This is a genomic window from Nocardiopsis sp. M1B1 (assembly GCF_052466615.1).
In genome coordinates this window covers 6,676,737-6,690,823 of the sequence record NZ_CP196194.1, presented here as the reverse complement: position 1 = coordinate 6,690,823, position 14,087 = coordinate 6,676,737, and the positions used below count along the sequence as shown (strand labels likewise).

At 73.0% G+C, this 14,087-nt stretch carries 12 protein-coding genes and 1 CRISPR repeat array; of the genes, 6 read left to right on the top strand and 6 right to left on the bottom strand.

What is annotated here, in order from left to right; all coding sequences use genetic code 11:
* Nucleotides 1-108: 108 nt before the first annotated feature.
* The 3 genes from ACSTA4_RS28995 (at nucleotide 109) to ACSTA4_RS28985 (ending at nucleotide 3,355) form a co-directional block, all read left to right on the top strand.
* Nucleotides 109-1,050: a DUF6895 family protein gene (locus tag ACSTA4_RS28995; RefSeq protein ID WP_444961843.1), complete on the top strand. Its 942-nt coding sequence runs from the start codon at nucleotides 109-111 to the stop codon at nucleotides 1,048-1,050.
* 32 nt (nucleotides 1,051-1,082) lie between these two features.
* Nucleotides 1,083-2,291 (top strand): cytochrome P450, encoded by a 1,209-nt coding sequence (locus ACSTA4_RS28990; protein WP_444961842.1) that lies wholly within the window; start codon nucleotides 1,083-1,085, stop codon nucleotides 2,289-2,291.
* Between the two features lie 371 nt (nucleotides 2,292-2,662).
* A complete protein-coding gene (locus ACSTA4_RS28985; protein WP_444964303.1) occupies nucleotides 2,663-3,355 on the top strand; it encodes a LuxR C-terminal-related transcriptional regulator in 693 nt (230 codons plus the stop codon).
* 104 nt (nucleotides 3,356-3,459) lie between these two features.
* Here ACSTA4_RS28985 and ACSTA4_RS28980 read toward each other — a convergent pair whose 3' ends face one another.
* From ACSTA4_RS28980 to ACSTA4_RS28970, 3 genes are all read right to left on the bottom strand, one after another.
* Nucleotides 3,460-4,239 (bottom strand): TetR/AcrR family transcriptional regulator, encoded by a 780-nt coding sequence (locus tag ACSTA4_RS28980; RefSeq protein WP_248772745.1) that lies wholly within the window; start codon nucleotides 4,237-4,239, stop codon nucleotides 3,460-3,462.
* Between the two features lie 281 nt (nucleotides 4,240-4,520).
* The gene (locus ACSTA4_RS28975; RefSeq protein ID WP_444961841.1) at nucleotides 4,521-5,345 is read right to left on the bottom strand and encodes an SDR family oxidoreductase; all 825 of its coding nucleotides are present in this window, start codon (nucleotides 5,343-5,345) and stop codon (nucleotides 4,521-4,523) included.
* Between the two features lie 169 nt (nucleotides 5,346-5,514).
* Entirely contained in the window at nucleotides 5,515-6,132 is a 618-nt protein-coding gene (locus tag ACSTA4_RS28970; RefSeq protein ID WP_444961840.1) for a TetR/AcrR family transcriptional regulator, read from the bottom strand.
* Between the two features lie 154 nt (nucleotides 6,133-6,286).
* Here ACSTA4_RS28970 and ACSTA4_RS28965 point away from each other — a divergent pair, with 154 nt between their 5' ends.
* Nucleotides 6,287-7,897 (top strand): ABC-F family ATP-binding cassette domain-containing protein, encoded by a 1,611-nt coding sequence (locus tag ACSTA4_RS28965; protein ID WP_444961839.1) that lies wholly within the window; start codon nucleotides 6,287-6,289, stop codon nucleotides 7,895-7,897.
* Between the two features lie 123 nt (nucleotides 7,898-8,020).
* On the opposite strand, the gene ACSTA4_RS28960 is transcribed toward ACSTA4_RS28965, so the two are convergent.
* Nucleotides 8,021-8,584 carry a DNA-3-methyladenine glycosylase I gene (locus ACSTA4_RS28960; RefSeq protein WP_444961838.1) on the bottom strand — a complete coding sequence of 188 codons (564 nt, stop codon included), beginning with the start codon at nucleotides 8,582-8,584 and terminating at the stop codon, nucleotides 8,021-8,023.
* Nucleotides 8,585-8,839: 255 nt separating this feature from the next.
* A CRISPR array of direct repeats spans nucleotides 8,840-9,170; the repeat unit is 29 nt; unit sequence GTTCTCCCCGCGCACGCGGGGATGGTCCC.
* Nucleotides 9,171-9,432: 262 nt separating this feature from the next.
* Here ACSTA4_RS28960 and ACSTA4_RS28955 point away from each other — a divergent pair.
* On the top strand, nucleotides 9,433-9,708 hold the full coding sequence (locus tag ACSTA4_RS28955) for a CopG family transcriptional regulator (protein ID WP_444961837.1): 276 nt from the start codon (nucleotides 9,433-9,435) through the stop codon (nucleotides 9,706-9,708).
* Nucleotides 9,705-10,103, top strand: a complete 399-nt coding sequence (locus tag ACSTA4_RS28950) for a PIN domain-containing protein (protein ID WP_444961836.1) — start codon at nucleotides 9,705-9,707, stop codon at nucleotides 10,101-10,103. The genes ACSTA4_RS28955 and ACSTA4_RS28950 overlap by 4 nt, the downstream gene beginning before the upstream one ends.
* A 63-nt stretch (nucleotides 10,104-10,166) precedes the next feature.
* Here ACSTA4_RS28950 and ACSTA4_RS28945 read toward each other — a convergent pair whose 3' ends face one another.
* Both ACSTA4_RS28945 and ACSTA4_RS28940 read right to left on the bottom strand, forming a co-directional pair.
* Nucleotides 10,167-11,894 carry an ABC transporter ATP-binding protein gene (locus ACSTA4_RS28945; protein WP_444964302.1) on the bottom strand — a complete coding sequence of 576 codons (1,728 nt, stop codon included), beginning with the start codon at nucleotides 11,892-11,894 and terminating at the stop codon, nucleotides 10,167-10,169.
* 167 nt (nucleotides 11,895-12,061) lie between these two features.
* Nucleotides 12,062-13,828, bottom strand: a complete 1,767-nt coding sequence (locus tag ACSTA4_RS28940) for an ABC transporter ATP-binding protein (protein WP_444961835.1) — start codon at nucleotides 13,826-13,828, stop codon at nucleotides 12,062-12,064.
* Nucleotides 13,829-14,087: the final 259 nt, after the last annotated feature.

Here is a 14,087-nt window from a genome sequence, read left to right as displayed (position 1 = left end):
TTCCTCCTCCGGACCGAGGCGCCGTGCGCGGGGCCGACCTAGTGTCGGGAGCGTCGGCAGGGAAGAGGAGACCGCCGGGACCCGCCCGGCGCACGACGGGGAGGACCGATGGTCGCCACCGGGGGGACGGGCACGACGGCCCGGACGGACGCGAGCACCGCCTCCGGCGTCCTGGACGCGGCCCTGGCCTGGCTCACCGACCACGCCGAGTGGTTCGGGCCGCGCTGGGACGACCACTTCCCGCCGCGCGACTTCGCCGGGTCCACCGTCATGGAGCTGCTCATGCTCTGCCGCCTCCTGCGCCGGATGGACCCGGCCCCGCCCGGAGCCGCGGAACTGGAGCGCGCCGCCGCTGAGCTGGCCCGGGACGCGGTCGCCGCGACCGCCCCCGGCGGGGAGGGCGAGAACCCGCCCTACCGGCTGTGGACGGCGGCGCTGCTGGCCGACCTGGGCCGTCCGGCGGACGTGCCCCTCGCCGACGCCCGAGCCCCGGCCGAGCGGCGGCCCCCGCGGCCCCCCGAGGCGGGCGCCTCGCCGGTCCTGGCCCTGGAACTGCGCCACATCCTCGACCTGGCCGGGCTCGCCGCCCCCGCGGACCTGCCCGGCGCCGCGCCGCTCTACCAGGCCTGCCTGGCCGAGCACGCGGGCGGCACCGGCGAGTACGACGCCTACGGGGTCACGCACGCCGTCCTGTACGCCACCGACTTCGGGGCCCGGCCGCTGCCGGGGGACGCCACGCGCACGGGGCGCGTGCTCGACGGCCTGCTGCGCGCCTACCTGGACGAGGGCCACCTGGACCTGGCCGCCGAACTGCTCCTGTGCGCGCGGATCGTCCGAGGAGGGCCCTTCGCGCTGGAACGGCGGGCCTGGGAGCGGCTGGCCGGGGCCCAGCGCCCCGACGGCTCCCTGCCCGGCCCGCCCTTCGACGCCGGGGTCCTTGCCGGGCGCACGGGGGAGCGGGCCACCGCCTACGTCTTCCGCACCTGCTACCACACGACCCTGGTCACCGCGATGGCCGCCGCCCACGCCGGGGCGTCCGCGCGCCCGTGAGCGCCGGCCCCCGCGACGAGAGGAGCACGTCCATGGCCGACGCCCCGACACCGTCGGCGTGCCCTGTGAGTTTGCCCACCGCGCGTGAGCACGCCCTGGACCCGCCGCCCCGCTTCGCCGAACTGCGCGAGAGGTCGCCGATCACCCGGCTGGCCCTGCCCGACGGGACGGAGGGGTGGCTCGTGACCGACTACGAGCTGGCCTGCGACGTTCTGGTGGACCAGCGCTTCAGCGCGCGCCAGGACATCCGCGTCCCGCCGCCGGGGCAGGCTCCGGCGCCCCCCGCGGCGCCCGGCTTCTTCGTGCGGATGGACGCGCCCGAGCACACCCGCTACCGCAGACGCCTGGCCGGGCAGTTCACCCGGCGGCGGATGCTCCTGCTGGAGTCGCGCATCGGGGAGATCGCCGAGGAGCACGTGGAGCGCATGCTCTCGGCGGGCGCGCCCGCCGACCTGGTGGCCGACTACGCCCTGCCGCTGCCGTCACTGGTCATCTGCGAGCTGCTCGGCGTGCCCTACGGGGAGCGCGAGCGGTTCCAGCGCGACACGGCGGTCGCCTTCGACGTGGGCCAGCCCCGGGAGCGGGTCTCGGCGGCGCTCGCCGACCTCAACGCCTTCCTGGCCGAGCTGGTGCGCCGCAAGCGCCGCGAACCGGGGGAGGACCTGCTCAGCGGGCTGCTGGACGCCCCGGACCTGACGGACGAGGAAGTCGCGGCGATGGCCTTTCTGCTGCTGGTCGCCGGGCACGAGACGACGGCGAGCATGCTCGCCCTGGGTGCGTTCGCCCTGCTCACCCACCCCGGGCCGTGGCGCGGGGCGCTCACCGGAACCGACCCGAAGCCGATGGCGCGGCTGGTGGACGAGCTGCTGCGCTACCTGACGATCATGCAGTTCGGAGCGATGCGGGTGGCCCGCGAGGATTTGGAGGTGCGCGGGGAGCGCGTCCGGGCGGGGGAGGCGGTCGTGGTCTCCCTGTCCGCCGCCAACCGCGACCCGCGGGCCTTCCCCGGACCCGACGTGCTCGACCCGGGGCGGGAGCGCCCCATGCACCTGGCCTTCGGCCTGGGCGCCCACCACTGCCTGGGCCACCAGCTGGCCCGGACGGAACTGCGGCTGGGGTACGGCACGCTGTTCCGGCGGATACCCGACCTGCGCCTGGCCGTCCCGCCGCACAGCGTTCGTATGCGCGACACCTCCGCGGTCTACGGGGTGCACTCCCTTCCCGTTGCCTGGGGTGGATGAGGCGCCGTCCTTTAGGGACGGGATTCCAAAAAGAGGGGAATTCCCCGTCCGATACCCACGGCGATATCCTATGGAAAAGGAAATGGTTGCGGCTCGAAGCCTCCGGGCACGGTGCGGCCTGCCCGGGCGTGATCGCCCACAGGGAGGGAAATGAGGATCCCGGCGCGATGCTCGGACCTCTGTACTCCGTGAACACGGGCCGTGACCGGTTTTTTCGGATTTATTCTCCGCTGGCCACATGCGGCCAAGGGCGAAGGGTTTGTCCGTAAGGTATCGGGGATTTAAGGACGGCTGGCTTCTTTCCAATGGACAACCCCGGGTTCCCCCGCCCCCACGCCCCGGAGGTTTCGCACGAAAAGGGGACAGGTCAACTGATTACCCGCGTACTGATTATCGGTGACCAGGACGTAGTGAGGCTGGGACTGTGTACGGCCTTCGGAGCGACGGAAGACATCAAGGTGGTCGGAACGACCGGCGACCTGCGAGTGGCGGTGGCCAGGGCACGGCAGCTCCGTCCCGACGTGGCCGTCGTCGACATGGCGGCGCTGGGGGAGAGGGGGAACGAGGTGGTCCGCGAGCTCTCGGAGCTGGACGACCCCCGCGTTCGCGCCCTCGCCCTGGCGGTGCCCAACGACAGGGACAGCCTCGTCAGCTGCCTGCGGGCCGGTGCCTGCGGCTACATCCTTACCGGAAGCGACATGTCCGTCATCACCGACGCCGTGCGCTCGCTCCGGGAGGGGCACACCGTGCTCGATCCGGCCGTGGTCGGCACGGTCGTGGAGGAGTTCGTGCGCTACGAGGCGGCGGTGTGCGTCGGGGCGGACGACCCGGACTCGTGCTGGAAGGAGCAGTTCACCGACCGCGAGAAGGACGTGGTCGCGCTGGTCGCCACCGGCGCCAGCAACGCCGAGATCGCCGGGGTCCTCGGACTGTCCGAGACGACCATCAAGTCACACGTGTCCAGCGTCCTGGCCAAACGGGGACTGCGCAACCGCGTCCAGCTGGTGGTCTGGGCCTTCCGGAGCGGGCTCGTCCCCGTCCGGGGCGGGGACGCGGTGATCTAGGCGCGGTCGGCGCCCGCGGCCGGAGGCGGGCGGATCGGCCGAAGAGACGCGCGGTGCCGATGGAGGGCCGCCGCGCGACCCCCTGACCCCGGGTGCTCCGTTCCTCAGGACTCCTCCGCGCCCCGGGCGGAGCGCGACTCCACCAGGACCCGGACGCCGTCCAGGACGCGTTCGAGGCCGAACGCGAACTCGTGGTCGGACGAGTAGACCGTCCTGTGCTCCCTGCCCACCGTGCTGCCCACCCGTGAGGCGAGCGGGTAGTCGCTGTCCCGTGTGAACGCCGCGAGCAGCGGGCCGTGGGTGCTCCACCACTGGCCGTCCGTCATCCCCGTGGCCCGTTCGGTCTCGCTGACCGCCGCGGCCTGACTGGCGGCGCCCTCCGCGTAGCTGTTGACCAGGCTGACCGTGGAGTCCATCTCGACGTCGGACAGGCCCAGGCCGTCCACGGCGGACAGCTCGTACTCGTACTTGGCGATGAGGTGGGGGCCCAGGAGGCGGCCCCGCGGGGTCTGGAGCATCCAGGGGTGGCGCAGGAGCAGCCGCCAGTTCGCGTACGCCACCGCGCTCAGCCGTTCGCGCCAGTGCTCGGGGCGCTCGCCGTCCGCGTACATGTCGGCGTAGGCGGCGTCGAGCATGAGGTCGACCAGCTCGCCCTTGCCGGGCACGTAGGTGTACAGGGACATGGTCCCCACGCCCAGGCGTTCGGCGACCTTGCGCATGGACAGCGCGGCGAGCCCGTCGGTGTCGGCCATCTCCGAGGCCACGGCCACGATCCGGTCCACGCTCAGGTCCGGTTTGTTGCGGCGGCTGACGGGCTCCTGGGTTCGCCACAGCAGGGCGAGACTGCGCGCGGGATCGCCGCTCTTGGTGTACTGCGTGGGCATCGGCCGTCCTGCTCTCGGTCCGGTGTCCGGCCAGTCTAGGGCGTGTTCCACGGGCGCACGCCCCGCTGTACGGCGTCGCGGGGGAGGCCGGGGCGTCGGGAGGTTCGGGGAGCGGACCGCGTCCGGCCGGGGGGAGTGCCCCGGCCGGACGCGGCGGGCCGCGGGTCGGGCCCGCGGGCGGAAGGCGTCCGCTGGGGATGCCACCGAGACCGTCGTCCCGAGGTCAGGCCCGAGGGCGGAAGGCGTCCGCTGGGGAAGTCACCAGGATCGTCGTCCCGAGGTCAGACCTGCGGGCGGAAGGCGTCCGCGTTCTCCCCGACCCACTCGGCGAAGGTGCGCGCGGGCCTGCCCGTGACCCGCTCGACGGTGTCCTGGACCCTGGTGCCGACCTCGGGCGGGTCGGTGGCCAGTTGGAGGCCGAAGGCCACGTACTCCTCGTCGTGGCCCAGGGCGCGCAGCCGCTCGGCCTCCTCCTCCAGGGTGAGGCGGACCAGCCCGACCTCGCGGCCGATCCCGCGCGAGAGCGCGGCCACCCGCTCCGCCGGGGTCAGCGCCTCGGGGCCGGTGAGGGGGTAGGTGCGGCCGCCGTGGCCGTCCCCGGTGAGGGCGGTGACCGCCACGGAGGCGATGTCGGCCTCGTGGACCAGGGCGCTGGGCGCGGTGCGCGCCTCGCGGACCACGCCCTCCGCGCGGACGGAGTCGGCCCAGTCCAGGGTGTTGGCCATGAACTCGACCGGGTGGAGCAGGGTCCAGGCCAGGTCGCTCGCGGCCAGGGCCTCCTCCACCGGTCCCGGGTAGAAGTCGCACAGCACCGACACCCTGCGCACGCCCGCCTTCTCGGCGAGTTCGACCAGTCGCGGCGCCGAGGTGAGGGGGCTGTGGTCGTCCCCGCCGAAGGTGATCAGGTGCAGCCCCGTGACCCCTTCGAAGTGCGGGGCGAGGCCGTCCGGGTCGGTGAGGTCGCCGCCGACCACCTGCGCGCCCTCGGGAAGGCGGACCCTTTCGGGGGACCGGGTCAGCGCGCGTACGGGGTGCCCGGCGCCGAGCAGTTGCCCGACGACGTGGCGGCCGACGTTGCCGGTGGCTCCGGCGACGAGGAAGGTCATGGCTCTCCATCCGTCCACTGGGGGAAGCTGGTTTCCGTAAGGCGTACAGTACGCCGTACGGGAACCGTGTGCAAGGGCGGCCCGGGTGTCCGAGGAGGAGCGCGAAACCCTGGGCGTCAGCGCGCATTCGCGTTCGGTCCGGGGCGCTCGGACCCGGGCGGCGCTGGTGTCAGGGCGCGCGGACGAAGGCGCCCCGGGCGGCGGCCTCGGCGGTGACCAGGGCGGCCAGGTCCAGGTCGGCGGACGTGACGGGCTCGCGGCTGACGAAGAGGCGGTAGTAGACCGGCGCGATCGCCGAGCGCACCACCTCCTCGGCATCGGTGCCCTCGGGGGCCTCGCCCCGGGCGACGGCCTCGGTCACCAGGACGGCGGCGCGCGCGTGGCGGTCGGCCATGAACACGCGCAGTGCCCCGGCCACGCGCGGGGAGGCGAAGGCGGCCGCGATGGAGGCCGCGGACATCGCGCCCTCGGGGGCCTCGGTGAAGCCGTGCAGCACGGTCGCGTTGAGGGCCCGCAGGTCGGTGCGCAGGGAGCCGGTGCGCTCGGGTTCCCAGTCGCGGGTGGTGGACCACTCCAGCGCCGCGGACAGGAGTCCGTCCACCCCTCCCCAGCGGCGGTAGACGGTGGCCTTGTGTACGCCGGAGCGGGTGGCGACGCGTTCGGCGGTGAGTCCGGCGTAGCCGTGTTCGCCCAGTTCGTCGAGGGTGGCCTGGAGTACGGCGGCGGTGTTGCGCGCGGTGCGGCCGCCGGGTCTGGCGGCGCCTGGGGTTCCCGTGTCAGAGGTCATAACGCAACTCTAGTTGCATTTGCTGTCTTCGTGTGCCATGCTCCTTATCGCGACAACAGTCGCATCAAGCCCTCTCGAAGGAGGAGATCACGATGGGCCGATTCCGCCGCACCCAGGGTCCCCGGCAGTTCTCCACCACCATCGAGAGGTCCGCATGTCTTCCGCCTTCTCCGTCGTCTGCACGGGTCTGTCCTTCGCCTGGCCCGACGGCACGCCCGTCCTGACCGGCCTGGACGCCGCCTTCGGCGCCGGGCGGACCGGACTGGTCGGCCGCAACGGCAGCGGCAAGTCCACCCTGCTCCGCCTCGTCGCGGGGCGGCTGACCCCGGCGTCGGGCACGGTGTCCGTGGACGGCGACGTCGGCTACCTGGACCAGGGGCTCACCCTGGACACCGGCCGCACCGTCGCCGGGCTGCTGGGCGTCGACCGGGCCCGCGCCGCGCTGCACGCCATCGAGGCGGGCGAGGCCACCGAGGCGAACTTCGCCGCCGTCGGCGAGGACTGGGACGTGGAGGAACGCGCCCTGGCCCAGCTCGAACGGTTCGGCGTCGCCCTGGCGGGGGACAGCCCGCTGGACCGCCCCGTCGGCACCCTCTCCGGAGGGGAGGCCGTGCTGGTCGCACTCGCGGGACTGGCCCTGCGCCGCCCCGCCGTCACCCTGCTGGACGAGCCCACCAACAACCTGGACCGCCACGCCCGGGAGCGGCTCCACGACGCGGTCGCCTCCTGGCAGGGGGTGCTCGTCGTGGTCAGCCACGACCGCGAACTCCTGGAACGGGTCGACCAGATCGCCGAACTCCGGGAAGGGAGGATGCGTGTGTGGGGCGGCAACTACTCCGCCTACACCGAGCAGCTCGCCGCCGAGCAGGACGCGGCCCGGCGCATGGTGCGCGTGGCCGAGGCCGACGTGCGCCGCGAGAAGCGCCAGCTCGCCGACGCCCAGGTCAAGCTGGCCAGGCGGGTGCGTTACGGCAAGAAGATGTACGACACCAAGCGCGAGCCCCGCGTGGTCATGAAGCAGCGCAAGCGCGACGCCCAGGTGGCGGCGGGCAAGCACCGCATCATGCAGGAGGCCAAACTGGTCGGGGCCAGGGAGGAGCTGGGCCGGGCGGAGGACGCCGTCCGCGACGACGACGCCATCCGCATCGCCCTGCCCGGAACCGAGGTCCCGGCCGGGCACGGCGTCCTGGAGCTGGGCACCCCGGGCGGCGGGCGGCTGTACCTGCGCGGGCCCGAACGGGTGGCGCTGGTCGGGCCCAACGGGTCCGGCAAGACCACCCTGCTGCGGGCGGTGGTCGGCCGGGGGCGCCACCCGCAGGCCGAGGTGGTGCACGCCGCCGACCGGATCGGCTACCTTCCGCAGCGGCTGGACGTGCTGGACGACGGCCTGAGCGTGCTCGACAACGTGCGCGCGGCGGCGCCCTCCGCCACGCCGCACCGGGTGCGGGCCGGTCTGGCCCGCTTCCTCATCCGCGGGGACCGGGTTGACCAGAGGGCGGGAGACCTCTCCGGCGGCGAGCGGTTCCGGGTGGCGCTGGCCCGGCTGCTGCTGGCGGACGAGCCGCCCCGGCTGCTGGTGCTGGACGAGCCCACCAACAGCCTCGACCTGGACAGCCAGCGGCAGTTGGCCGAGGCCCTCGCGGACTACCGGGGTGCTCTGCTGGTGGCCAGCCACGACCACGCGTTCCTGCGCGAGGTCGGGGTGGGCCGTTGGTGGCGGACCGAGCGCGGGCGCGCCCCGGTGGAGGCGTCCGGGGCCGACTGACCGGGGACGGCGGCGGGGAGTCGGTGCCCCGCCGCCGGGCCGCCGGTGCCTCGTCACCGAGCCGACGCCGAGCCGCGGCCGGGCCATGGTCGGGCCGCGGCTCGGAGCGGTCGGCGGCGGCGGTCAGGCGGGCTTGGCCGGGCAGGCGACCAGGTGGTCGTCGACCACGCCCACGGCCTGGAGGTAGGAGTAGACGATGGTGGTGCCCACGAAGGTGAAGCCGCGCTTCTTCAGGTCCTTGCTGACCCGGTCCGACAGCGGGGTGCTCACCGGGACCTCGGAGGGTTCGGTGAAGCGGTTGACCACGGGGGTTCCGTCCACCCAGCCCCACAGGTAGGCCGCGAAGGTGCCGTACTCCTCGCGCACGTCCCCGAAGGCCCGGGCGTTGCGGGGGAGCGAGGCCACCTTGAGCCGGTTGCGGATGATCCCGGCGTCCTGGAGGAGCCGGTCGGTGTCCTCCTGGCCGTACTCCGCGATCCGCTCCCGGTCGAAGCCCTCCAGGGCCCGCCGGTAGTTCTCCCGCTTGTTGAGCACGGTGGACCAGGACAGCCCGGCCTGCGCGCCCTCCAGGACGAGCATCTCGAACAGGTGCGCGTCGTCGCGGGAGGGCCTGCCCCACTCCTGGTCGTGGTAGGCCACCATCAGCTCGGAGGACCCCCGTGCCCAGGCACAGCGCTGGTCGGACATGGCAGCTCCTCGGGGCCGGCGGCGGTGGTCGCCTCCATGGTGCCGCAGGTCGGTGACAGTCCGGACGTGACCTCCGGCCGGGGTGCGTTGCGCAGGTGTCTCGCTGGTCGCGGTCCTGATCAGTAGGGCGAGTGCGCCGGTCCTGTGTGTGAAACCATGGGATGGTTCGGACTTGGCTCTGTGGGTGAAATGCCTGTTTCTCGGGAAGTTGGAAATTCGGCTGCTTGTCGCTGGTAATTTCCCAGGTCAGTGACTGTTCTCCCCGCGCACGCGGGGATGGTCCCTGGTGGCGCACCGCCTTGGACTTGCGCGGGTAGTTCTCCCCGCGCACGCGGGGATGGTCCCATCCAGAAGCTGATCGCCGGGTCCATCGCCGGGTTCTCCCCGCGCACGCGGGGATGGTCCCTGAACCCACCCAACACCGCGACGGGTTCGGGGGTTCTCCCCGCGCACGCGGGGATGGTCCCGGCAGGCCGACCAGGCCCAGGTCGCGCAGCCCGTGCTCCCCGCGCACGCGGGGATGGTCCCCCCACCTGGGACGGTGGACGATCACCTCCGTGCTCCCCGCGCACGCGGGGATGGTCCCCACTGAGCTACCGCCCCCACGGGGTCATACGGGTGCTCCCCGCGCATGCGGGACTGGAAGGAGCGTCCTCGACTGACATGGACGTTCCGATACCGGGCGAGGCGTCCCGACTGCTGGCCGACACCGGCGCGCCGACCCGCCTGACCGCGAAGGACCTTCGTGTCCGGGAGTTCTCGGAAACCCCAACGGTGAGGAACCCGCGCTCGTTAGGCTCACGAAAAAGTAACCGGCAACTTCCGGAGTGCGAGGTATGGTCAGTGGTATGGCAACCAAGAAGTACACGGTGACCCTTCCGGAGGAACTGGCCGAGGCCATCCGCACAGAGGTGGGTCCCGGTGGGTTCAGCCGCTACGTCACTCAGGCCGTCGAGCGTCAGCACGAGCGCGACCGGCTCCACGAGTACGTCGAGTGGTGGGAGTCCGAGTACGGGGCCATCACCGATGAGGAACTCGCCGAGGCCGAGGCAAGACAGCGAGAGATCGACCGTCGACATGCCGAACTGGCCCGTAAACGCGACCCTCTTCAGAAGGCTGGATGAACGTCCAACAGATCTACCTCCTCGACAGCGAAGGCCTGTCTCGCGCAGCTGCGGGAGAACGTGTCGTGGGTGGACAGCTCAAGTACGCCGATCGCATGGGCATCAGGGTCATGACCACGGCCATGACCCTCATCGAGGCTTACGACATGAGAGCTCGTCAGGCGGCCTGGCAGTGGACTCTGTCTCGTATCCACGTCGAGCCGGTGACCGAGGAGATCGCCAACGACGCGATCCAGTTGTTGAGGTCCGCAGGGCTTCACGGGCACAAATACGCGATCGACGCTGTTCTCGCCGCGATCGCCCTGCGCCAGAAGGAGCCCGTCACCGTCTTCACCTCCGACAAGGACGACATGGACAAGCTATGCGGTGACCGCGTGGTGGTCTTCGAACTGTGATCTTCTGGTGAGTCGCACGGCACCACGCCATCGTGGTCTCCACGGGCCTCCGTGTTCAAGGGCTCAGGTGGTGCCGTGCCAGGATCTCCACAGGGCCGCGTAGGCGCCGCCCGCGTCCACCAGTTCGTCGTGTCCGCCCAGTTCGGTGATCCGGCCGTCCTCCACCACCGCCACCCGGTCGGCGTCGTGCGCGGTGTGCAGCCGGTGCGCGATCGCGATCACCGTCCTGCCCTCCAGCACCGCCGCGAGGGAGCGCTCCGCCGCCCGGGCGGCGGTGGGGTCCAGCAGCGAGGTGGCCTCGTCGAGCACCACCGTGTGCGGGTCGGCCAGCACCACCCGGGCCAGGGCCAACTGCTGTGCCGCCGCGGCGTCCAGCGCCGTGCCACCCGCGCCCAGCCGGGTGTCCAGTCCCTCCGGCAGCTCCCGTGGCCAGTCCGCGTCCACCGCCTCCAGCGCGGCCAGCAGGTCGGCGTCGTCGGCCTCCTCCGAGGCCAGGGCCAGGTTCTCGCGCAGCGTTCCCGCGAACACGTGGTGCTCCTGGTTGACCAGGACGATGCGGCGGCGCAGCTCCTCCGGGCCCAGGTCGGCCACGGGCACCCCGCCCACCAGCACGCTCCCCGAGTCCGGCGCGTCCACCCCGGCCAGCAGCCGCCCCAGCGTGGTCTTGCCCGCTCCCGAGGGGCCCACGACCGCCAGCCGCTCGCCGGGCCGCACCGTCAGGTCGATCCCGCGCAGGACGTCCGTGCCCGCCGTGTAGGCGTAGCGGGCATCGCGGACCTCGATCCGGTCATCGGCGGGTGTCGGGGCCGCGCCCACCGGAGCCGCCACCCGGCCCACGCCGCGCACCCGCGCGAACGAGGCCCCACCGCGCTGCAACTGCTCCACCCAGTACATGATCCCGGTGGCGGGCTCCTCCATCTGGCGCATGTAGAGGCAGCAGGCCACCACCACCCCCAGGCTCACCCCGCTCTCCAGGTGGAGCAGGCCGCCGCCGAGCAGCACCACCACGGCGGGCAGGGAGAACGCGACGTCGGCGACGGGGAACAGCACCGATCTCAGGCGCAGGGTACGCCGCCGCGCCTCGTACAGCTCCAGGGTGTCGCGGTCGGTACGGGCCACCCTCCCCCGGCGCAGCCCCAGCGCCTCCACGGTGCGCCCGCCCTCGGCGGTGGCGGTCACCCCCGCCAGCGCCGTCGAGGCGGCCGCTCCCTCCGCCAGGTAGGCGGCGCGCGACCGGCGCAGGTACCAGCGCAACGCCCACCAGAGAGGGGGCACGACCACCAGGACCAGCACGCCCATGGACGGGCTCAGCCAGAACACCGCGGCCAGCAGGAAGAGGATCTGCACCAGGGCGGGGAACACGTCCGGGACGGCTCCGCGCAGGGTCGTCGCGATCACCCCCATGTCGCCGGACGCCCGATTGGTGAGGTCCCCGGTGCCCGACCGCTCCACCACACGGGCGGGCAGGGCCAGGGCCCGGTCCACGAACTCCTCGCGCAGCCGTGCCAGTGCCCGCTCCCCGAAGCGGAACGCGCCCAGCCGCGCGTACCGGGTCAGCACCAGCTGTGCCAGCGCACAGGCCAGGACGGCGGCGGCCAGCCCGTCGACCGCCGCGACGGTGGCCCGCCCGGCCTCCAGAAGGTCGATGATCCGGCCCAGCAGGTAGGGCCCGGCCAGCCCGGCCGCGCTGGCCAGGCAGGTCAGCGCGAGCGTCGCGGCCAGCCCCGCGCGGTCGGCCGACACCAGCCGCCAGGCGTCCCGGCGCGCCTCGGCGGGCTCCGCGAGCGGCAGCCGTTCCTCCTCCCCGGCGCGCGTCCCGTGCCCGCTGCCGACCCGTCCGGTTCCCGTTTCCGCCTCGGCTCCCGCGCCTGCGACGGCCCCCGCCCCTTCTCCGGCCTCCCTTTCCTCCCCGGCGCCCGTGCTCCCGCCGGTCTTCGCGTCCTTCCCCGTCTCCGTGCTCACGACTGGTTCCCCTCGTCCGCGCCGCGCAGGACCAGCTCCCGGTAGTCCGGCCGCGTGGCCACCAGTTCCCCGTGCGTGCCCACCGCCACCGCCCGCCCCTCGTCGAGCAGCACCACCCGGTCCGCCCGCGCCAGCAGCAGCGGCGAGGTGCCCGCGACCACGGTGGTGAGTCCTTTCCGTGCCTCGTGCAGCCGGGCCGCGACCAGCGCCTCGGTGTGCGCGTCCACCGCAGAGGTGGGCTCGACCAACATCAGCGCCTCCGGCGCGGCCAGGACCGCGCGGGCCAGCCGCACCCGCTGGCGCTGCCCGCCGGACAGGTTGCGGCCCTGCTCCTCCATCTCCGAGTCCAGCCCGTCGGGCAGGGACGAGACCACGTCCAGAGCCCCGGCCGTCCGCAGCGCCTCCATGACCTCCGCGTCGGTGCGGCCGCCGTGCACCGCGATCACCTCGCGCAGCGAACCCGCGAACAGGTACGACTCGTTGTCGCCGACCAGGACGCGGTCGCGCACCCGCTCCACGTCCATGTCGCGCAGCGGCACCCCGCCCCAGCGGGCGTCGGAGTCGGTGTAGCGGCCCAGCCGGTCCACGACCAGCGCCGCGTCCCCGGGCCGGAGCGACACCAGGGCGGTCATCGACCCCGGCGGCACCCGCGTTCCGCTCTCGGGGTCCACCAGCTCGGCGGGGCCCTCCGGGGGCGCCGCGCCGCCGCCCTCCGGCAGATCGTGCCCGGACCGCAGCAGCTTCACCACGCGCTCCAGCGACACGTGGCCGTGGGTGAGGGCGCTGGCCGCCTCAATCAGGAAGAACACCGGCATGATGAGCACGGCCACGTAGCCGTACACGGCGACCACCTCGCCCACGGTGATCTCCCCGGCCACCGCGAGCCGGGCGGCGATCCAGGTGACCACCGCCAGGAAGACCACCGGCAGGCAGGAGCTGACCGCCTCGAACCAGCTGTTGGTCGCGCCGAGCCGGTACCCCTGGCGCAGCAGTGAGGCCGAGCGCTCCCGGTAGCGGGCGGCGAACCGCTCCCGGCCGCCGATGCCGGACAGCACGCGCAGTCCGGTGACGATGTCGCCCGCCAGGGTGGTCAGGAGCCCTTCCTGCTCGCGGTAGCCGCTCTGTCCGCCGCGCAGGCTGCGCAGCAGCGGTCCCAGGGTCAGGGCGAGCAGCGGTACGCCGACCAGCACGACCGCCGCCAGCAGGGGTGACACGGTCAGCAGCAGGACGGCGACCGAGGCGTAGGCGATCACCGAGCCGACCCCCGGCCCGGTCATGGTGAGCGTGTGCGCGATCCGGCCCACGTCCAGCACCTGTAGGGCGGACAGCTCCCCGGAGGAGAGCCGCCGGGGCAGCGCCGCGCCCAGCCGGGCCGCGTGTCTGGCCATCACACGCATGGTCCGCAGCGAGGCGTCCATCCGCACGAGCGTCATGGTGCGGTGGCGCATGATCGACACGGCCGCGTTGAGAATCCCCGTGCCCGCCAGGGCGCCCACCCACAGCAGTAGCGCGCCTCGGTCCCCGGCCCGTAGTCCGTCGTCGACGGCGCGGGAGATGAGGTAGGGCATCAGCATGAGGCCGACCATCCAGACGGTTCCCCAGAAGGCTCCGGCCAGGACCCGCCAGGGCTGGGAGGCGATGAGCCACCACAGGTAGTGCCAGGGGCCCCGGGCGTCCGGTGTGCCGGGTTCGGGCACGCGCGGACGCGGGCCGGTGGCGGCGGCGGACGTGCGGGGGGCGGGTGCCGCCTCGGTACCGGTCACGGGGCCTCCGTTCGGGTCGTCGGATCAGCGGTTCTCGCTCTTTCCCTTTTATGAAAACAGGGCCGCCGCCGCGCCGGAAGGCGCCTCCTGCTTCTGTGGACAACTTCGGAGTGCGCCCTTTCCGTGCGCCCTCAGAAGCCCCATCAGCAACACCAGGAACATGAATATCAATATTCGTATGAGAGGCCACAGCACCCATAACTGGATGATTCTCATAACGCGTACGTCACAAAAACCCGATAACGCCATAAACCGCAGA